This is a genomic window from Pseudochrobactrum sp. XF203, assembly GCF_020341615.1.
GTDB lineage: Bacteria > Pseudomonadota > Alphaproteobacteria > Rhizobiales > Rhizobiaceae > Pseudochrobactrum > Pseudochrobactrum saccharolyticum.
Genome location: NZ_CP084392.1, coordinates 2,386,810 through 2,407,341 on the forward strand (window position 1 = coordinate 2,386,810; position 20,532 = coordinate 2,407,341).

At 51.0% G+C, this 20,532-nt stretch carries 19 protein-coding genes; 5 read left to right on the plus strand and 14 right to left on the minus strand.

The annotated features are described in order from the left end of the window. The first annotated feature begins 27 nt into the window (after window positions 1-27). Window positions 28-441, plus strand: a complete 414-nt coding sequence (locus tag LDL70_RS10895) for a DUF2177 family protein (protein ID WP_213598599.1) — start codon at window positions 28-30, stop codon at window positions 439-441. Window positions 442-531: 90 nt separating this feature from the next. Here the strand turns inward: LDL70_RS10895 and LDL70_RS10900 are convergent, their stop codons facing one another. From LDL70_RS10900 to LDL70_RS10920, 5 genes are all read right to left on the minus strand, one after another. Then, window positions 532-2,475 (minus strand): cation-translocating P-type ATPase, encoded by a 1,944-nt coding sequence (locus LDL70_RS10900; protein ID WP_022709077.1) that lies wholly within the window; start codon window positions 2,473-2,475, stop codon window positions 532-534. A gap of 619 nt (window positions 2,476-3,094) precedes the next feature. Further along, on the minus strand, window positions 3,095-3,358 hold the full coding sequence (locus LDL70_RS10905; protein ID WP_225685035.1) for a DUF6074 family protein: 264 nt from the start codon (window positions 3,356-3,358) through the stop codon (window positions 3,095-3,097). Further along, complete coding sequence (locus LDL70_RS10910; RefSeq protein ID WP_213598601.1) at window positions 3,355-4,170, minus strand: hypothetical protein; 816 nt, start codon at window positions 4,168-4,170, stop codon at window positions 3,355-3,357. The genes LDL70_RS10905 and LDL70_RS10910 overlap by 4 nt, the downstream gene beginning before the upstream one ends. Window positions 4,171-4,270: 100 nt before the next feature. Then, window positions 4,271-4,675 carry a hypothetical protein gene (locus tag LDL70_RS10915; RefSeq protein WP_139316400.1) on the minus strand — a complete coding sequence of 135 codons (405 nt, stop codon included), beginning with the start codon at window positions 4,673-4,675 and terminating at the stop codon, window positions 4,271-4,273. Beyond that, the gene (locus LDL70_RS10920) at window positions 4,672-4,860 is read right to left on the minus strand and encodes a hypothetical protein (RefSeq protein ID WP_022709082.1); all 189 of its coding nucleotides are present in this window, start codon (window positions 4,858-4,860) and stop codon (window positions 4,672-4,674) included. Before LDL70_RS10920 ends, LDL70_RS10915 begins: the two co-directional genes overlap by 4 nt. Before the next feature lie 122 nt (window positions 4,861-4,982). Between LDL70_RS10920 and LDL70_RS10925 the strand changes: the two genes are divergently transcribed. Both LDL70_RS10925 and LDL70_RS10930 read left to right on the plus strand, forming a co-directional pair. Continuing rightward, entirely contained in the window at window positions 4,983-5,426 is a 444-nt protein-coding gene (locus tag LDL70_RS10925; protein WP_213906855.1) for an Arc family DNA-binding protein, read from the plus strand. A gap of 3 nt (window positions 5,427-5,429) precedes the next feature. Beyond that, complete coding sequence (locus LDL70_RS10930; protein ID WP_022709084.1) at window positions 5,430-6,647, plus strand: site-specific integrase; 1,218 nt, start codon at window positions 5,430-5,432, stop codon at window positions 6,645-6,647. Between the two features lie 469 nt (window positions 6,648-7,116). Here LDL70_RS10930 and LDL70_RS10935 read toward each other — a convergent pair whose 3' ends face one another. Both LDL70_RS10935 and LDL70_RS10940 read right to left on the minus strand, forming a co-directional pair. Then, complete coding sequence (locus tag LDL70_RS10935; protein WP_022711331.1) at window positions 7,117-8,349, minus strand: HlyD family secretion protein; 1,233 nt, start codon at window positions 8,347-8,349, stop codon at window positions 7,117-7,119. Next, on the minus strand, window positions 8,349-8,852 hold the full coding sequence (locus tag LDL70_RS10940; protein WP_225685036.1) for a hypothetical protein: 504 nt from the start codon (window positions 8,850-8,852) through the stop codon (window positions 8,349-8,351). Before LDL70_RS10940 ends, LDL70_RS10935 begins: the two co-directional genes overlap by 1 nt. A gap of 126 nt (window positions 8,853-8,978) precedes the next feature. Here LDL70_RS10940 and LDL70_RS10945 point away from each other — a divergent pair, with 126 nt between their 5' ends. Beyond that, the gene (locus LDL70_RS10945; protein WP_225685037.1) at window positions 8,979-9,197 is read left to right on the plus strand and encodes a hypothetical protein; all 219 of its coding nucleotides are present in this window, start codon (window positions 8,979-8,981) and stop codon (window positions 9,195-9,197) included. 7 nt (window positions 9,198-9,204) lie between these two features. Continuing rightward, a complete protein-coding gene (locus tag LDL70_RS10950; protein WP_225685038.1) occupies window positions 9,205-11,526 on the plus strand; it encodes a Tex family protein in 2,322 nt (773 codons plus the stop codon). Window positions 11,527-11,714: 188 nt separating this feature from the next. Here LDL70_RS10950 and LDL70_RS10955 read toward each other — a convergent pair whose 3' ends face one another. From LDL70_RS10955 to LDL70_RS10985, 7 genes are all read right to left on the minus strand, one after another. After that, a complete protein-coding gene (locus tag LDL70_RS10955) occupies window positions 11,715-12,473 on the minus strand; it encodes a 5'/3'-nucleotidase SurE (protein ID WP_225685039.1) in 759 nt (252 codons plus the stop codon). Between the two features lie 81 nt (window positions 12,474-12,554). Continuing rightward, entirely contained in the window at window positions 12,555-13,736 is a 1,182-nt protein-coding gene (locus LDL70_RS10960) for an MBL fold metallo-hydrolase (RefSeq protein WP_225685040.1), read from the minus strand. Next, window positions 13,733-14,806 carry an ABC transporter ATP-binding protein gene (locus tag LDL70_RS10965; RefSeq protein WP_225685041.1) on the minus strand — a complete coding sequence of 358 codons (1,074 nt, stop codon included), beginning with the start codon at window positions 14,804-14,806 and terminating at the stop codon, window positions 13,733-13,735. Before LDL70_RS10965 ends, LDL70_RS10960 begins: the two co-directional genes overlap by 4 nt. Next, window positions 14,794-16,494 (minus strand): iron ABC transporter permease, encoded by a 1,701-nt coding sequence (locus LDL70_RS10970; protein ID WP_225685042.1) that lies wholly within the window; start codon window positions 16,492-16,494, stop codon window positions 14,794-14,796. Before LDL70_RS10970 ends, LDL70_RS10965 begins: the two co-directional genes overlap by 13 nt. Window positions 16,495-16,505: 11 nt before the next feature. Beyond that, window positions 16,506-17,495, minus strand: coding sequence for an ABC transporter substrate-binding protein (locus LDL70_RS10975; protein WP_170265281.1), 990 nt, complete (start codon window positions 17,493-17,495; stop codon window positions 16,506-16,508). A 274-nt stretch (window positions 17,496-17,769) separates the two neighbouring features. Then, window positions 17,770-19,053 carry an FAD-binding oxidoreductase gene (locus LDL70_RS10980; RefSeq protein ID WP_225685043.1) on the minus strand — a complete coding sequence of 428 codons (1,284 nt, stop codon included), beginning with the start codon at window positions 19,051-19,053 and terminating at the stop codon, window positions 17,770-17,772. 365 nt (window positions 19,054-19,418) lie between these two features. Beyond that, window positions 19,419-20,351, minus strand: a complete 933-nt coding sequence (locus LDL70_RS10985; RefSeq protein WP_022709344.1) for a LysR family transcriptional regulator — start codon at window positions 20,349-20,351, stop codon at window positions 19,419-19,421. Between the last annotated feature and the right edge of the window lie 181 nt (window positions 20,352-20,532).

Here is a 20,532-nt window from a genome sequence, read left to right on the forward strand (position 1 = left end):
CTGAATATAACAAAGATGAGATCTGCAATGTTAAAACAGGCCATAATTGCATATACTACGACTGCCATAGTGTTCTTTGTTGTTGACTTTATCTGGCTGTCAAAGATGACAAGCTTGTTTTACCGCCCACGAATGGCCAACATCCTAATTGATCAGCCAAATTTCACTGTAGCGGGTCTTTTCTATCTCGTTTATGTAGGCGGGATTATTTATTTTGCGGTAATACCTGCTCTCAACTCAAACAGCTGGCTTACTGCTGTTATTAATGGTGCCATTCTTGGGCTTATTGCTTATGGAACCTATGATATGACAAATCTCGCTACGTTAAAAAATTGGTCCTTATCAGTAAGTATAGTTGATATGGTGTGGGGTCTGCTTCTCACTGCTATGGCTAGTTCAGCAGGATACTTTGCAACATCGTTTATTCTCCCCAAAATATAACAAATTAGATGTGTTTTTTAGCTGCAGAATTACTATTTATTCCAAAACATTAGTGGAGTGAACCGACGCCGACCTAAACAATCTTCGCAGCTATTTATTACGAGTATTATCTTTCAGAAGATTTTGATCGGCAAAGACGCTTATCGTACTTCTAATTGGGTCGCTTAAGAGTCTCAACCCGTTGAGCACCACAAGAACCGTGCCCCCCTCGTGGCCAAGTACCGCCAAAGGCAATGGCAATTCAAAAAAAGCTGCACCCACAACCAAAACACACATCATACAAATCGCAAAAATAAGATTTTGACGAATTATTGATACGGTTCGCCTGGCAAGACGATGGGCTGCCGCTAATCTTTCCATATTCTCTGAAAGCAGAGCGACATCAGCAGCCTGTAAAGCAACTTCAGATCCTGCCGCCCCCATCGCAATGCCGACATCGGCGCGCGCTAGTGCCGCTGCATCATTCACACCATCACCAACAAATGCAACTTTCCCACCACTAGCCATTTCTGCAACCAGCCTCACCTTATCCTCTGGCAACATCTCGGCATGAATCTCATCTGGCTTGAATCCAAGCAGCTTGCCAATACGCAGCGCCACTGCCTGTCTATCGCCTGTCATCATTGCGATGGTCTTAACGCCGTTTTCTCGCAAAGCGACAAGTGCTCCAGCTGAAGTTTCACGTACTTTGTCCGCGATACTGATCGCACCTAAAACAAGCGCCCCACGCCCAAGATAAACAACTGTCTCTGCTCCGTCCTGTAAGTTTTTAAAGCGCTCATCATCAAGAAGAGCACCCATATTATGGGCCATTCGACGATTACCTGCCCAAATAGGGCCGTCCATATCACGTCCAACAATGCCAGCGCTTGGAATTGTTTTCACATCATAAACATCATGTAGTTTCACCTCTCGACGGAGCACTTCGCGCCTCAGGGCGTCGGCAATATGATGCTCGGAATTGGCTTCAATACTAGCTAGTGCGGATAAAAAACTCATCTCATCATCAGCTAGAGGAACAACTCCAGTTACTTCTGCACGCCCGGTTGTCAACGTTCCAGTCTTGTCGAAAGCAAAGATATTAACTGCTGCAAGTGTCTCAAGCGCTGCCCCACCTTTAAATAAAACGCCTCCCCGTGCAGCTGATGATAGAGCGGACAAAATTGCTGCTGGCACCGAAATGACTATCGCACACGGGCTCGCGGCTACAAGCAAAGTTGCTGCAAAGTATAATGCAGCTTCCCAGTCATGCCCAAACCAATAGAAAATGCCAAGAGCAATCAGCGAGACCATTAAAACGGCAACTGTATAACGTTGCCCAAACCAAACACTGAACCGTTCTGAAGGAGCTTTCGCTGCCTGAGCTTGTGTGACTAGCTCAATCATGCGTGCCACAGTACTTTGTTCAACAGTTTTAGTAATCCTAATCTCAAGTACGCCATCAAGATTGACCGTTGCCTCAAAAACTTTAGCACCAGTTTCTTTGCGCACAGGCATAGATTCACCCGTAATCGTAGACTCGTCCAGCGCTCCACTTCCGCTTGCTATTGTTCCGTCAGAGGGTATTCGTGCGCCAGGCCGAACGATAACAATATCTCCAACACGAAGACTTGCTGCCTGCACTTCTTTGATCGAACTATCTGCTAGTTTAAGTAAAGCGATTTCAGGCCGTAACGCCATCAATGCTTCAATGGCGCGGCGCGCTCGCCCCATGGCACGCTCTTCCAATGTCGTGGACAAACTAAACAGCGTCAGCAAAATAGCACCTTCGACAAACGCACCAACAATCGCCGCAGCAATAGCTGCAACAATCATCAACAAATCGATGTCGAGTACGCGCTCATGGACCAACACACTCAACGCCCGCCATCCGGCGGGAACACCGCCAGCAAGATATACCAGTACCACGCCGAAACTAGTCAATGCGAAAGCCAATGCACCACTGAATAGCCATGTCCCAACCAAGGCCAACAAAAGCCCCAACACGGTTGCAGAAGTAAGAGCAACTAATGGATTAGTTAAAAATCGATACATTGATACATTGCTCCACTTCGCTAATGAACTAAGAATGTTCAAACAGCTGCGCCAATGATCCTATCATAACTAAAGTCGCCGCAAGGCGTTTTGGAACCAACTCCATAGAAGTTATCCCGGCTGCGACTATGATCACACCATACAGTGCAATCGCAGCGTCACTGAGCATACTAAAAAATTCAACAAGGTTAGTTGTTTGCCATAAAGTCGTATGAAACACAGCCATCGTCCGTGAACGGGACTTATTATGCAGAATATTTTTTATTGCATTGATTGCAAGCAGAACAAAAACAAAACCGGTTACTGGAAAAAATGCTGATAGGACCTTTTCAGGTCAAAACCTCTCGATGACTGACAAGAGACTTCAAATTTAATAGTTATTTCAGAATGTGCGTAATATTTTTTATCATTCGGGGCAGTCATTAATTCCTGCCTGCGCCATGATAACGGGCGGATATTACGGCGTAGATTGTGATCAATCTGTGGTGAAGTTTCAACGTTGATTAAACCGCGGAAAACTCTCATCCTAAATACTGTAATTACAAATTTTATAAGGATTGGTGAGTTCTACTCTAATTAATCTAAGCTGTCATTTCTAAGGCAATGAAACTGATAAATATTATGCCACCCCTCCATCCCATAATGTTGCAATGCTATTCAACTCTTGCTGGACAGCGCGCGAAAAGCCTGAAAGCTGTTCATGCTGCTGCTCGGCCGTCAGACCAATTCGGATGAGGTGTTTGCGGTTAGCAGCAATGACCTGTTTCCAATACAGCTCTGCATCTTCACCATGTTTTTTATAGAGCAGAGAGGCAGTACGCCGCACCTTTCCAATTCTGGCATCGAGTGGGAATATTATTATCTTACAAAAATCTATACTCATGCTGCACCAAGGTTCTTGTTGCTTCGCAATATGAGGATTTCATCCTCAAACTCCTGACTGGGGGATAATCCCCCAGACCCTGACGACCCGCTACGCGGATCGTTTTGGTTGACTGCGTGTTTGCTTCTACCGAGCACGAACTCGCAAAGGCATTTACCAGTTAGGCTTTTGAGAAAAGGATCTACTTGGGGATCTACCGGTGTGCCTGCCGGGCGAGAGAAGCAGAACTCTAAATCACAAATAGCAACGTTAATTTCAGCTTCAGCGAGGTCTTTCGTCTCGTGCCGTCCTAGGTCAAGTTCTTCGCCATCAACCGTAAGCATTGAGCGCCAAAGTTCACGATTACTGTCCCACCAAATTCTCCCAATGCAGCGATGGTGTAGTGCGCCGTCATCACCGTATATATTCTTCCTTATATAGGAAATCGTGGGCGCACCGGACATTTGTCCGCTTAATACGCCATGGGCAGCACCGGACAAATGTCCGGTTAATGCGGCGTTGTTTTTTGCGGACAAAATGACATCCTTCGGTAGGTTAAAGTCGAGATCAAGTGATAAGTAAATCGTGTCTGTCGACCGCCCCCTCTTGCCCCACTCAGACTGTTTTGATCGGTCAATTACTTCAAGCGCTTCTAATGCTGACAGACCACGCCGAACATGGCGTTCGGACATGCCGACCTTCTTAGCAAGGCGCATCTGAGTAATTTGACATACCCCACCAACAGAGGAGGCTACCAAACCTACCAATATCGTGTTTAGTGACTTGTCATCAATTTTTTGACGCTTAAGCCAGTCCTTTGCGGATTTACTCATGCAGACCTCTTTCTGGCCTGCGCGGACTTGGCGCAGCGGGTGGCCTGTCTATGATGCCAATCGGCAAGAGCGAAGTGAGCGCGACCTATAAGAATGAGGATTAAGCGCATTGGCCTGCTCCCGCGCTGTGATCAAGGGCTTCATTCCATGTATCAAGACTGGACTTGATGAAGCGCTGCAGCTGGCCGGCCGCAAAAATGATATTCGAGGCATCACTTTCAGACACAAAGTAAAACTCACGATTGCCGGTTACGGACGAATGATCTTTGTCGAATACATCATGGAGCAACCCACCGAGGATTGAAGCCATATTCTTTGAATCGTTGATCGGATTCTCAAGATTGAACAGAGCTTCGTTTATCTTGACCGTTGCACCTGTAGTTGCCTGCGGAACACCCTTTGTGTTATTCCTCTGCATGTTCTTCATTCCTGCGATGGTTTGGCTTGAACTCTGGCTCGGTTTTGAGGTTGCCGCCTCTGCCGAGCCTTTTGATTTCTGGCTCATGCCGCATCATCCATGAAAAATGCAATCAGCTTGCTACGTTCAGCGACCCATCTGCCACCCACCTTCTTCGCGGGAAGCTGGCCAGTATTGAGCAAATGGAACGTCTGCCGCTCATTGCGCCCAATCAGCTTTCCAATTTCTGAAACTTCCCAAATTAGTTCCATTGAATTTGTATTATTACTCATGACTTAAATTCCCTATATGTTCATGGGTGCAACTCGCATCAACATTCAATGGCTACCATCAATTAACCATGATATCAAGTCGCACTCTTGACATTTTTGATGGCAAGTTGCACTCATTGCAAATGAATGAAAAAAATAAGTACCCAAGTGAAATCGCTGACCGCTTTCAACTCCGACTTCCTCCGGGGCTGAGAGACCGTATAAAAGTCTTCGCGGAAGCACACGGTCGCTCAATGAACACAGAAATAGTGCGTGTTCTTGAAAAAGAGTTCCCTGAGCCAATGCCTCTTGATGTTAGACTGAATGAGTTGCTTGGCCTATTTACAGCGCTTCGTAAAGTCAGAGGACATGAAGACGCTATCAACGAATTAACTGACGGTCTGTTAGAAGCGGTCGAAGGGATTGCCTCTGGCCGTGTCCCCGACATCGACGAGGTAACACGACAACGCATTCGAGAAAGCCTCGACGACTGGCATCTTGCACGTATTGAAGAGGCTCAATTTTCCATCGATCAAATTGATGAGAAGTATACTCCCAAAACAATAAATCCAGACCTCACTGATTAAGCAATGTCGATACGCAAACGCAAATGGACTAACCCAAAAGGCATTATTAAAGAGGCGTGGGTTGTCGACTACGTTGACAGTCAGGGCACACGCCGCCTGAAAACATTTGCGAAGAAAAAAGAAGCGGATGCATTCTCAGCCACTGCTAAAATTGAAGTGCGCGAAGGCGTTCACGTTGCAGATAGTGCAAGCGCAACAGTTGCACAGGCAGGCGGTTTCTGGATCGCTAGCGGTGAAAATGACAGCTTAGAGCGCTCCACCATCAACCAGCGCCAAAGACACGTAAAACTGCATATTGACCCGTTCATAGGCAATACGTTGCTTTCGCGTTTGAATGTTCCCGCTATTCGAGAGTTTGAAGATAAGCTCCGCGACGAAGACCGATCGCCTGCCATGATTAAAAAAATCATTGGCTCTCTTGGTTCAATCTTAGCCGATGCGCAGGAGCGCGGCCTTACCATTCGCAATCCGGTCAAAGATATGCGCGGTACACGCCGTACGGGGAAAGATAGACAGGCAGAGCGCCGTCAGAATGGCCGTATCAAGGTCGGCATAGACATTCCCACCAGAGAAGAAATCAAAGCTCTTATTAACGCCATAGACGGCCGCTGGAAGCCATTGCTCATCACTGCAATCTTTACAGGCATGAGATCATCCGAGCTACGAGGTTTGCGCTGGCAGGATGTGGACTTTGAAAAGCGCGCTATCAATGTACATCAGCGCGCTGATGAATTTGGAGAAATTGGTCGACCGAAGTCTGGTGCAGGCGAACGGACTATTCCAGTACCACCACTTGTCATAAACACATTGCGTGAATGGAAATTAGCCTGCCCTCGCAGAGAAACCGTGAGACTGGATCCTAACGGCAATCCTGTCACGGAACTTCACTATGTATTCCCGAACGGTTTAGGTAAAATCGAGAGCCACGCAAACATCATCAATCGCGGCCTGATACCCGTTCAGATAAAAGCCGGCATCACCCAACAAGACGGACAGGAAGTGAAAGCCAAATATACAGGCCTTCATGCTCTGCGCCATTTCTACGCGTCGTGGTGCATTAACCGCCTAGAAGATGGAGGCCTTGGATTACCTCTCAAGGTCGTTCAAGAGCGCATGGGACACTCATCAGTCACCATGACTGCAGATACATATGGGCACTTATTTCCCCGTGGTGATGACGCTGCTGAGCTTGCAGCGGCCGAGCATGCCCTTTTAAGCTAACTGCGGGTGTTAAAGCTATTAAACGCGACATGAGCGCAACATGAATATAAATTACCTTATAAAATCAATGAAGATATAAGGCATCATAATCCTTGTGTCGGCGGTTCGAATCCGTCCTCCGCTACCAACAAATTTTCCCAATCATAAAACAATATTATGAATGTCTCTTCTGTTTTAAGCATGAGATATTTGCTTCACCTCGACGGCATTGTGTAAAATGCCTCGAGCATCAGCGATTTATTCCCGTTTTGGGAATCACTTGAGAATCAATCGGATAGACCTGTTATTTTCACAAGGCCGGTGCCGGAACATAAATCCGGCACCGGTTTTTCATTTCGGCTGACTAGAGCATTTCACAGTCAAGTTGGATCAACTTGGACAGTCCGGGATAATGCGAAAAACTAAGAAATCTAGAGCGAGCACTGCGATCCAACATGGACGTAAACCGCTCTAGTCTTTTTCAGCAGCATCAATGTCCGCCGAGCACCAGCAGCTGTACCGGCATCATAATCGCCTGAATGCGCAGAATGACAGCATGAACGAGGCCGGTGGCATCCACCGCGTGCAGGAATGCCGAACGCAATGGCCCTGCGGTGCCTGCCTGCAGCTCTTCATGATTGCTGGTATAGGCATTGGCAATGCAATTGCTGCCCGGAGGCACATTGCCAAAACTATTTTCATAAAGAGGTTCCAGCGTCGCGGTAATCGTACCAGGACGGCTCAGCTGCTGCACATCAACCAGCTGATCGCTGGCACGCACCTGCCCGCCTGCAATCACATCCTGAACCTCAGTCACCACCATCGGCACAACGGTAAAAGGCTGACCGATACAGGTAACTTCGGCGATCATGCCGGTCTTGATAACCTGTGTCTCAATCTGATTGAAACCGGCAACCAGCCTGCCCCGTCCGGCATCATCCGGCACCAGAACACCTGCAGGGCGCAGCAGCGGGTTCACCACCTCACCCGTGCGCAAGGTAAACTGCTGCACGGTACCGGACACACCGGCACGCACAGTGGTTTTATCCAGCTGCACCCGTGCTTCCTCCAGTGCGGCCTCTGCACTGGCTTTTTGCGCAGGCAATAAAGTGCTGATCTTGGTCTGCAATGTCTGCTTTCTGGCAATTGCCTCAGCCAGTGCGCCTTTGCGTCCTTCAAGGCTGGATGTCAAGCGGTCAATCTCGCGCTGGGCAACCACATTCGGATTGCGGCGTTGCAACTCAGTCTGTGTATTGAGATCAATCTGCGCCTGCAAATAGGCGGCCTCAACTGACTGTATCGCACCATCTGTTGCAGCAATCTCAGATTTCGCCACCTCAGTTTCCGCCTGCACTTCGACAATACGCTGCTCTGCAGTTTTCATCGCAGCTTCCTGCTTGCTGCTGTCAAGGCGGAACAGCGGATCACCGGCTTTCACTTTCTGAAAGCGGGACACATAGACCTCTTCAACACGCCCCGGAATTTCCGGCAGGATTGTCACCGTGCGATAAGCGGCAGTCACATTGGATGTGGAAGGATGATAATAAAAGATCATCGTAATCAGAGAGATTGTCAGAATAAGACAGGCCGTGATCCCCCAGCGCAGCTCAAACCACACCGAATAAAGCGTGATATGGTGACCGATAAGTTTACCCTGACCATAACGCCGGAACAGATAATCCGGCAAAATCGTCACCATTGAACAGAGAAGAAATTCCAACATTATTGCTTCTCCCCGTTCTGATCCGGATTATGAGATGAATGCCCGTCTTGAGCTACCTGCGGCTGCACTGTTTCCGCTGGTTTAGCGGCAGCTTCCGCTACAGGAGCAGGCTGTTGCGCGGCTGGCACCGATGCAGGCGGATAGTTCTGCGGCACATAAGTGCTGCGCGCAATCCTGTTCAGGGACTTGGCCATTGAGGTTACCGGCGTAATAAAATTCGGCAGTTCAATCATCGCCAGCAACAGGGCAGCAATCCAGAAAAGCTGATTATGGGTAAAGAGCGCAATCAGCGCCAGAACCGCAACAACCTGCAACTGCACCTTATTGGTACGATGTGCCATTTGCTCCGGCAAAGCATGAAGCCGGAGATAGAGGGTGCCAACGGCAAAGATCATGCAAATGAGAAAAACAATGACGAAATTAAACAGAATATCGGTCTGTCCCGGTGCCGTAATAAATGCGGGCACATGATCAATGGCTATGGGGTGTTTACTCACATCCATAATTTGCCTGTCTCCTGATCTGAAGATTAAGTTTCAGTGATTAAATACACTCAGCGAAAAACAGGCCGCACTTCCTGTGCAAACAAGGCCAAAAAATGTTGGTTTTAGTGCCAGAACAAGGCGCATATGAGTAAAACGGCATTAACGGCTGCTGATAACGCTAAGTTGAAAAGTTCCGCGCGTCCTCATCATGAGTACAGCAAATATTTTATCAGAATTTTGCAATACACAAAACAATATTGCTCAGTCGAGAAACTCTCTGCGTCATATTCCGGCAAGGATATGATTCCCGCCTTCAATGCGCCGCATCAAAGCTCTATGATAAAGGCGTTATTATCAGCATGAGATTCTTATGACAGACATTACCAGACGGATTGCCGCCATCATTGCCGGTGAGATCAATGCAAAACCGGAACAGGCGGTTGCCGCTATCGGCCTGCTTGATGAAGGCTCGACCGTGCCGTTTATCGCCCGCTACCGTAAAGAAGTGACCGGTGGTCTTGATGACACGCAATTGCGCAACCTGTCCGAGCGTCTGACTTACTTACGTGAACTGGAAGCCCGCCGCACTTCCATTCTGGACTCCATCCGTACACAGGAAAAGCTCACACCGGAGCTGGAGCTGAAAATCGCGAATGTCAGCACCAAAGCCGAGCTGGAAGATATCTATCTGCCCTATAAACCAAAGCGCCGTACCCGTGCGGAAATCGCCCGTGAGCGTGGCCTTGGCGCACTGGCGCAGGCTATTCTCGATAACCGCGCTGCTGTGCCTGCCGAACTGGCGACCGCCTATATCACGCCGGATGTGGCTGATGTGAAAGCCGCCCTTGAAGGTGCGCGCGATATTATCGCCGAAGGTATCACCGAAAACGCTGATCTGCTTGGCCGCCTGCGCAGCTACATGAAGGACAATGCGGTTCTTCAGTCTCGTGTCGTTGCCGGAAAAGAGACTGAAGGTGCAAAATTCTCCGATTATTTTGCCCATAGCGAACAGTGGAACAAAGTGGCAGGCCACCGCGCCCTTGCCATGCTACGCGGCCGCAATGAAGATTTCCTGACACTCGACATTGTCGTCGACCAGCAGGACACTTCACCGGTCAAGCCGGTTGAGCGGATGATCGCCCATAGCTATCAGGTCGGCGGCACACTGGCCGGTGATAAATGGCTGATGGAAGTGATCGGCTGGACCTGGCGCGTGAAACTCTCGTTGTCCCTCTCCCTCGATCTGATGCGCGATCTGCGCGAGCGTGCGGAAGAAGAAGCGATCAATGTTTTCGCCCGCAATCTGAAAGACCTGTTGCTGGCAGCCCCTGCCGGTTCCCGCGCTACCATGGGTCTTGATCCGGGCATCCGTACCGGCGTGAAAGTGGCGATCGTTGACGGTACCGGCAAACTGCTGGACACTGCAACGGTTTATCCGTTCCAACCACGCAATGATCTGCGCGGTGCACAGGCCGAAATCGCCTCGCTGATCCGCAAGCATAAAGTTGAACTGATCGCCATCGGTAACGGCACCGCAAGCCGCGAGACCGAGCGTATGGTTGCCGATCTGCTCGGCGATATGGTTACTACCCCCTTGGCACCAAAACCGCTTAAAGTGATTGTTTCAGAAGCCGGTGCATCGGTTTACTCAGCCTCGGAAACAGCGGCTGCAGAATTCCCGCAGCTTGATGTGTCGCTGCGCGGTGCGGTTTCTATCGCCCGCCGCCTGCAAGACCCGCTGGCAGAACTGGTGAAAATCGAGCCAAAATCCATCGGCGTTGGTCAGTATCAGCATGATGTGGATCAGGCACGCCTTGCCCATATGCTGAATGCCGTTGTTGAAGATGCAGTGAATGCGGTCGGCGTTGATCTCAACACCGCTTCCGCTTCACTGCTTGCCCGTGTGTCCGGCCTTGGCACATCACTTGCCGAAGCCGTTGTTGCGCATCGTAACGAAAACGGCCCGTTCAAGAAGCGTAAAGACCTGCTCAAAGTCGCCCGTCTCGGCAACCGTACATTTGAGCAGGCCGCAGGCTTCCTGCGTATCCCGAATGGTACCGAGCCGCTTGATGCCTCATCCGTGCACCCTGAAGCCTATGGCGTGGCCGCCAAGATCGTTGCCGCTTGCGGCCGCGATGTGCGCTCACTGATGGGTGATGCCAGTGCTTTGCGTGCGCTTGATCCGAAACTGTTTGTTGATGAGCGTTTTGGTCTGCCAACCGTAAAAGACATTCTGTCGGAATTGGAAAAACCGGGGCGTGATCCGCGTCCGGAATTCAAAACCGCCACCTTTGCCGATGGCATTGACGATATTAAAGATCTCAAACCCGGCATGTTACTGGAAGGTACTGTGACCAATGTTGCCGCCTTTGGTGCCTTTGTTGATATCGGTGTGCATCAGGATGGTCTTGTACATGTGTCCCAGCTTGCCGATAAATTCGTCAAGGATCCGCATGAAGTGGTAAAAGCCGGTGATGTGGTGAAAGTGCGTGTGACAGAAGTGGATGTGCCGCGCAAGCGTATCGGTCTGACTATGCGCAAAGACGGCGGCGGTGAAGCTGCACCCAAGCCTATGGGTGAGCGCGGACAGCGTCCGGCACAGAAACATTTCACGGCCAAGCCGCAGGAAAAGCCTGCTGAAGCTCAGGGGGGTTTTGGTGCAGCACTGCTTGAAGCCATGAAACGTAAATAACCAAATAAAAAGGCCGCTGAAAACAGCGGCCTTTTTCATATCTGAATCAAAAGACGAATTTATCTGTCTAAGTGTCTGAATCAAAAAGCGGATGACGTGAGCGAAAATGGTGATTTGCGAGCATCGGAACGGAGCGTACAAAGAGTACGTGAGTACCGAAGCACAGAAAAGCGCCATTTGCAGCCATGTCAGGCGACTTTTGGATCAGACACGAAAGACCTGATAAGCCCCTCACTTAGCTCTGCCTCACCAAACCAGTTGAGCCGGTTGATGCAGATGAAACCGCGATCAATCAGATCATTATCATCGCCTTCAGAAGATGAATGCGGACGTCCGCGCGGCACCATCAGCACTGTCTCATCACCATCTATGCTGACTACCTCCGACGATGATGCAATCTTGTCCCGACCAATGCGCGGCTGGGCAATTGGCGCTGGAAGACCATGCGGCAGATTAATGCTCAGCCAGTGCCCTTCACGCTGCCAGTCTGCACGCTGCTCTAACAGGTTGCGCAATAATTGCACCAGCGCCACCAGATCATCTTCACCACGGCGCGGCTGTTTAACCTGCGAGAAACCAATGGCAGGAATACCCCAGAATGTTGCCTCGCGAGCAATACCGAGCGTGCCGGAATAGGCCAGATCTTCGGCCACATTGCGCCCGTCATTAATCCCCGCCAACACCAGATCAGGCTTGGCCTGATCTTTGAACAACCAGCTCATCGCCGACACAACACAGTCCGCAGGTGTGCCGGAACAGGAATAGCGCTGCTCACCGCGTTTCACCATGGTCAGTGGTTTGCCGATGGTGATGGATGCACCCGCAGCCGTGCGCTTACCATCCGGTGCAACCACCCACACATCATCACTCAATGCCCGTGCAGCACGTTCCAGAAAAGCCAGACCTTCCGCATCAATACCGTCATCATTGCAAAGCAAAATACGCATCAGGCTGCTCCCAATTCCAAAGCATTTCCAGTTGAGTTTGCATTGTTAGAAATGCTTTGTTTTTTTAAATTAACGCGCATTTTAATCCGAAAACCGCTTCACACTTTTCGGAATGCGCTCTATCACATCACCGCTCTTCACATCCTGACGCACAACTGGGATATGCTCTGCCAGTTCGCCAAGCAATTGAGCCGAGCAGGAATGACCAAGCATATCAGGCTTACCTGCCTGCTCCCAAAGCGCGACCATGCCGCTCAAAGTCGGATGGGTCGGCAATCTGATCCAGTCCGCCAGCTCGTCCCGCAACATATCAAAGGCCGGTGTATCTTCCGGCACATGGCCGGTCAGCAAAACCGGCCGTCCGGTGCGCAGCGCACGGTTCATCGCATAGGCGGAAGGCCCTGCCTGCCCCATCGCGTCAAATGTCAGCAGCGGACAACGCGGCAGCGCCTGATCTTCCCGCCAATCCTGTGCATTATGCAGCAATTGTTTCAACCGTCCGGCCACGCCGTCCCGCAGGGCACCAGATGCTGCAATCTGCTCTGCCAGTGCGGCACGCATATCCGCATGAATAGCAAAATTAACCGGCATCAGTGCCATCAGTTCCAGCGAGCGGCCAGAGAGTGGTGTCGGCAACAGACAACCGTCACGGTTCTGCAAAATCCATTCTCGGATTTGCTGTGCCCGTGTGTCCGCTGAAACAGCATCAGCACCATAAGAGGCATCCAGCAGCAACAGATCACATTGCGGAAATGCATCCATCTCCAGCACCGGACTATCCGGCACCACATCACCGCTATAGAGAACCTTGTGCCCTTCGGCCTCGACACAGAACCACACGCCGCCTGCCACATGGCCGGAACGACCGGTGGTGATTTCTGCATCTCCGATGGTCAGCACATCCCCAGCTTTGAACAGTTCAATACGCTCCTGCGGAAATGCAACATTCTCGAGATGTTGTTGTTCGGCATAATTCTTCAGAGTCTGAGCTGTTTCCGCCAAAGTTTCGGCAGTCATCAGGATACGCCCCTGAAAGCCCTGCGCCAGCAACCACAAGAGCCCGCCGACATGATCCTCATGGGCATGGGAAATCAGCACAGCATCAAGTGCGGCAATCGCATCCACCTCAATCAACGGATAATAATCACGCCCAGTGGCTCCGACTTTAATGCCAATATCAAACAGCAGCTTGGTAGCCGTTGTGCTGATACCAACGCCTAAGCGTCCTTTTTCACCGAAACCGCCATAGAGATTGATCTTCATACCGCACCTGCTTCCGGTATCACCCAGCCTGACCGGATACGTAATTGCGCTGTATCATCCGCTTTGAGATGCAGCGGATCCGGCAGATTGAAATGCAGGTTCAGTTCCGGTGCCTGTTCAGCAACAGCTTCAATCCGTGATGCGCCGCCCTGATAGACCGAGCGTGTCACCCGCACGGCAAATCCGTCCTGTTTCACCAGTTCCAGATCATCCTCACGGATACAAATCTGTGCGTCTTTGCGCACCACTTCATCGGCACGGCAACGCAACCGCACCTGCTGCCCCAGCACCACGGCTTCACAGGAACCACTACCATTGACGCTCAAAATCTCCGCAGGCAGTACCATGCCCTGCGCGATAAACGATGCGACCATCGCATTGGCCGGTTCATTATAGAGCGTTTTCGGCGAGGCAAACTGCATCAACCTGCCTTTGTCCATCACTGCAATACGGTCGGCCAGCGCCATCGCTTCGGCCTGATCGTGGGTGATATAGATAATCGTCGTGCCGGTGCGCTTATGGAAGCGCGCAAACTCATCTTCCATCGAAGCACGCAAATGCACATCCAGATTGGCCAAAGGTTCGTCAAACAATACCAGCGACGGTGCTGCCACCAGACAACGCGCCAGTGCCACGCGCTGACGCTGCCCGCCGGACAAGTTCGCCGGACGGCGATCACCATAGCCCTGCAGATCAACCAGCTTCAGTGCCTCTTGCACACGCCGTTCGCGCTCGGCTTTTTCCACCTTGGCAATCTTGAGGCTATAGCCCACATTTTCCGAAACGGTCATATGCGGCCAAAGAGCATAGTTCTGGAACACAATACCGACACGGCGTTTTTCCGGCGGCACGAACTGTCCTTTGCCGGTCACCAGATTATCGCCGACATAGATCACACCGTCATTCGCCTGTTCAAATCCGGCAATCATGCGCAGCAATGTGGTCTTGCCACAGCCGGAAGGCCCCAGCACGGCAATGAATTCACCATTGGCGATATCCAGCGACACATCGGTCAGCACTTTGGTGTCGTTAAAGCTTTTGGAAAGCTGAGAGATAGTCAATCCCGCCATGGCAGAACTCCGTCAGGCAGATATCTGGCGAACATATTGGTCACCAGCATCAGTAAGAATGTAATCAACACGACCAGTACAGATATTGCAGCCGCATAGGGTGAATCGCCACCCTGCTCAAAAGAGAAAATCACCACGCCCAGCGTTTCCGACCCTGATGACCACAATAGCGCAGAAACTGTCAGCTCCGAAAAGGCGGTCATGAAAATCAGCACACCGCCAGCCAGAGTTGCCGGTGCTACCAGCGGAAACACGATGGTGCGCAGGCGTGTCAGCAGTCCAGCACCGGCCACCTGTGCCGCCTCTTCCAGAGCACGGTCAATCTGATGCAGGCCGGTAATGGTCGGGCGCAGTGCCAGCACCAGAAACCGTGCCAGATAGGCGTAGAGAATAATCCAGATCGTATTATAGAGATGCAGCCCGACAACCGGCAAAGGTTTGAGGAACATCAGCAATGCGGCAATCGACAGCACCACACCCGGCAGAGCATAAGGCAGTTCGGCTGCGAGATTGAGCAAGCGTGTCCACCAGCGCGACCGCCATGTGATGAGATAGCCAAGCGGCACCGCCACCAGCACCGCAAAACCGGCTGCGGCCAGCGACAGGGTGAATGAATTGACCAGCGCACGGCGAGCCCCTGCATGGTCAAACAGCACAAATTTCAGATTATCCAGTGTTGCCGTCTGCCAGCTCAGCGGAATACCAAAAGCAGGCACCAATGCGGTGAGCAACAGGCCAAACATCGGCAGCACCAGCACCAAGGCGATCAGCAGCCAGCAAGCGACCTCAACAGTCAAACGCCATGAGCCAAGTTCAAAAGGCGCGGCAGGCAGTGAGGTTGAGGCAATACGATAATCGCGGCGGCGTGCCATATAATCCTGACACAGAATACCCGCCATTGCGATCACACCGATCAGCAGTGAAAGCACAGCGACCTCCGACAGCACAGATGGTCCACCACCGGCAAGCTTTTGGTAAATCAAGGTCGGCAGCACCAGCACATTGGCCGGAATACCCAAGAATGCCGGAATACCAAAATTGCCGACACAGGATACAAAAGCCAGCGCAGAAGCGCCGATTACCGATGGTGTCATCAGCGGTACAATGATTGTGCGCGTTACCTGCCATTTACTGGCACCGCTGCTCAAAGCAGCTTCAACCAGTTCGCGCGGTAATTTACGCAAACCGGCGCGTACGATCAGGAACACCAGCGGCGCATATTGAATGCCGAGCAATGCAATAATACCGGTGGTAGAATAAAGCGGATTACGGCTGCCAAGCTCCGGCGCCATGCCGATCATTTTGAGAAACGGGCTCGCGGGGCCAAAGAGTTGCAACCATGCCAGAGCAGTCACCTGCGGCGCAATCAGCAATGGCACCACAAACATCAGCACGAACACGCCGCGACCGCGAATATTGGTCAGGCTCACCAGCAGCGCCACGGCACTGCCAAGGATAACAGCAGCAAGTGTGCCGCCAAATCCGGTGATTAAAGAATTACGCGTGGCAACCCATGTGGAGGTTGAAGAAAGCGCCGAGCGCAATGCACTGTCAGAGAGCTGACCATTCGGCGCGATAATCTCGCTGGCCAACCGCTGCATCGGCCACAGAGACAGCGTGAACACCACTGCCGCCACAAGAAAAATCAGAGCCGTATCCCGGCTCTGACCAAATATTTTATCTGACATCAAAGAATGCCTTAACCGCCGAACAGTTCAGAAAAACGCTTCTTGTCGGCTTCTGTCACACCCAGAACTTTGAGCGTATCGATCGACATGATGTTGATTTTTGTTCCTTCCGGCAACCAGCCCGGGCGACCAACAGATTCCTTGGCTGGCAGATAGCCCTGCTCCAGCGCCAGTTTCTGGCCATCATCCGAGAGGATGAAATCAACAAATTTTTCCGCACCGGCAACATTCTTGGCAGTCGCCATGATTGCAACAGGCTCAGTTACTGCAGGCACGCCTTCTTTCGGGAATACGAACTCAACCGGCGAACCTTTTGCCTTGGCATTCAGTGCCATGAAATCCACGAGAATACCGTAAGGCTTTTCACCGCTGGCAACGGATTTCAGCACAGCACCATTGCCGCGCACGCTGATCAGCTCATTGGCTTTCAGCTTTTCGAAATAATCCCAGCCAAGTTCAGAATTCAGCGCAAAGCCGGAGAGCAGATAAGCAGCCGCGCCGGAATAAAGCGGGCTCGGCATCACGATCTGGCCTTTATATTCTTCTTTGCCGAGATCAGCCCAGCTTTCAGGCTTGCTTTTCGCCTGTGTGTTATAGGCAATACCGGTGGTGATGAGCTTGGAACCGAAATAGGTTTTGTCCTTGTCGAACGAACCTTCGGTCAGACCATCAGTCTTCGCGCCTTCATAGGCTTTCAGACGATTGTCTTTTTTCAGCAGTTCCATCGACACGGCATCGGCGATCAGCAGCACGTCCGGCTGCGGCGCACCGGCAGCAAATTCAGCAGCCAGCTTGCTGAGAATATCGCTGGTACCGGAACGGAACACCTGCACATCAATATCAGGATTGGCTTTGCGGAATGCTTCAACGGTTTTGGTCGCATCAGCTTCCGGCTGCGAGGTATAAAGATTGAGCGTTTCTGCATTCACTGCAGTTGCGCCCATAAACACTGCCAGAGCAGTAGCCAGAACTGTTTTACGTGACGTGCGTTTCTGCAACATGATTCTTATCCCTGAAATCATTCATCCGACACCGGAGCGAGCCGGTTACTCGCCGTTCATTTATTAAATGAACACTACAAGTTTATGACAAAGAATAAAGTCACCACAGAAAACAAAAACAAACAGGGCATTGAACCAGCAATGCCCTGTTAAAACCTCATCTATTCTGGCAGTTGGCTCAGAATCTTGCGTGCTCTTTGATTTAGGCGCTCAGAAGCGAGCATGCTCTTTGATTTAGGCGCTCAGAAGCGAGCATGCTCTTTGATTTAGGCGCTCAGAAGCGAGCGCCGGCAAAATGCGCGATCTGTGCGCCGGTTTCATAATAGGCTTCGCGGATACCGAGGAAGGACTGTGTTTCCGGCTCAGTCACCGGCAATGGCAGATCAGCTTCGCTGATTTCACCGCTGATATGACGTGCCAGCACATTGCCGAATACTGTACCGGTGGCAATGCCGCGACCATTATAACCGCTGAAACCGATCACATTCTTATCAAAGCGATGAAATTTCGGCAGGCTGTCATTGGTCATGCCGATCAGGCCGTACCATTCATAATCAAATTCGACTTTACCAAGCTGCGGGAACAGACGCTTCATTTCGCGTTTTGCCCATGCCGTATGAATACCTGTGCCGGTATTGCGCAATGCACCAACGCTGCCGAACACCAAACGACCAGCCTGATCGTAACGATAAGACGACAGCACCTGTTTGGTATCCCATACGCCCTGACGTTCCGGCAGAATCTGTGCCTGCTGCTCTTTGGTCAGCGGCTTGGTTGCCAGATTGAAATAAGGCAGATGCATAATTTCTGCGCGGATCTGCGGCCATGGTGCCTGTGTATAGGCATTGGTTGCCACCACGATCCACTGCGCACGCACTGAACCCTTGGCAGTGCGAACCACCCAGTCATTGCCCACACGTTCTGTAGAAGTTACCGGAGAACCGGTGAAAATCTGTGCACCCGCAGCAATGGCCGCATGGGCAAGGCCACGCACATAGGCCAGCGGCTGAATGGTGCCTGCACGCATATCCAGCAGCGAACCGCTATAGGCTTTAGTACCGACTTTCTTTGCAGTTTCTTCGGCGCTCAACAGCGTTACCGGCGCACCACGGCGCTGCCACTGCTCCGCACGATCCTGCAATTCGCGCAGGCCTTTCTGACCGACAGCGCAATGCAGCGTACCGGTGCGGGTCGCTTCACAGGCGATATTGTGTTTTTCAATACGCTCGAAAACCATTTTCGGGCCATTGCCGAGTGCTTCGAGCAGACGGTCACCATATTTCTGACCGAGCACACCCGGCAGATCATCCGGCATAACCCACATACCGGCATTGACCAGACCGACATTGCGGCCGGAACCGCCAAAACCGATTTCAACGCCTTCAAGCACGGCAACTTTGCTGCCGCGTTCGCTCAAATTCAGTGCGGTTGAAAGACCGGTAAAACCACCGCCAACAACAACCACGTCAACGTTTAACTCGCCTTGCAGGGCAGGTGTAACCGGAGCGGCAGGAGCGGATTTTTCCCAGAGACCGTGAGAACGGGGATTATTCAACATGTCAGTTCATTTCTCAAAAACAACGTTGCCACTTATGTCAGCCTGGATTGCAGCAACAAGCCTACGATTATGCGTCTGAAATATACGCACCACGCAAAAGCGGCTCAGACAAAAGGTCAACGATCAAAATGGATAAAGAGCGCCGTATATATAATGCGGATACACACACAACACTCTGAGTGTTTGAAATTTGAAGCACAACACGGAAAATCATCCGGCTTGTTATTTACCAGTGTTATTATCGTCTTTTTCTTCTGGCGCCTGAGTAGCCATACACCTTTCGGTTTTGGCAAAAGTAGCAATTTTTGCGCAACAGATCATTCATTTGCGGAATGACCTGTTCCACTTAAATTGCATTACATATCTTATTCTGCGTTCAGATGCACCAGCGCCATATAGTCATGCTGGCCGACCTGCCCGCGAATCCAGCTGGAAAATGTCTGTATCAGCGGATTTTCATGCTTGCCTTCCGGCACCACCAGATAATAATCATTCTCGGTGCGCATAGGCTTATCAAACAGAATTCGCAGGCGACCTTCCTGCAATTCCTGCTCAATCAGATAAACCGGCAACAAACCAATCCCAAGCCCTGCGGCAGCGGCCTCGATCACCATAGAGAATTGATCGAAACGATGGCCGCTATAAGTGCTGCGTGCATCCACTTCGCAAAGTTCGAACCATTGCGTCCACATTTTCGGACGCGTTGTCAAATGCAGCAAAGGCTCTTTTTGCAGGTCTTCCGGCTCAACAATACGGTGGCTTTCGATCAGCGCATTGCTGGCAACCGGCACCACCATCTCACTGCACAGATAATTACAGGTGGCATGTGCCCAAACCGGCTGACCATAGTGAATAGCCATATCAAACGGATATTCTTCAAAATCGAACACGCCGGTGCGTGAACCGACATTAAAAGCCACGCCCGGATTTTCTTCGATGAAGTTCGGAATACGCGGCATCAGCCAGCGCGCACCGAATGTCGGCAATGTCGCCACGCTGAAAGCTGAAGAAGACTGTGCCGAGGCCATCGCCCGCAACATCGTGTCTTCAGTCTGATTCAGCAGACGACGCACTTCCGGCAAAAACTTGCGTCCCGCATCAGAAAGCAGGATGCGCTGACGGATTCGCTCAAACAGCAAAACGCCAAGCTGGCCTTCAAGATCCTTGATCTGACGACTCACCGCGCTTTGCGTCAGGTTCAGCTCGTGGGCTGCCTGCGTGAAACTTCCGTGACGTGCAGCGCATTCAAAAGCCTGCAAAATGGCGATATCCGGTATCAGTCGTCGGCTGAGCTTCATTCCTGCCTCGCATAAACATAGTCGGTTTCGTCGCAATCATGCGGCCACTACAGCTGATATGATCAATTTTAGTCATGATATCAACATCTGATACGTGTTTCTGATAGTCGAAAATCGATTTAAAAAGAAATTACGCATCAAATTTAAAGCATATCCCGAAAACTGGCTGACATTTTTCGGA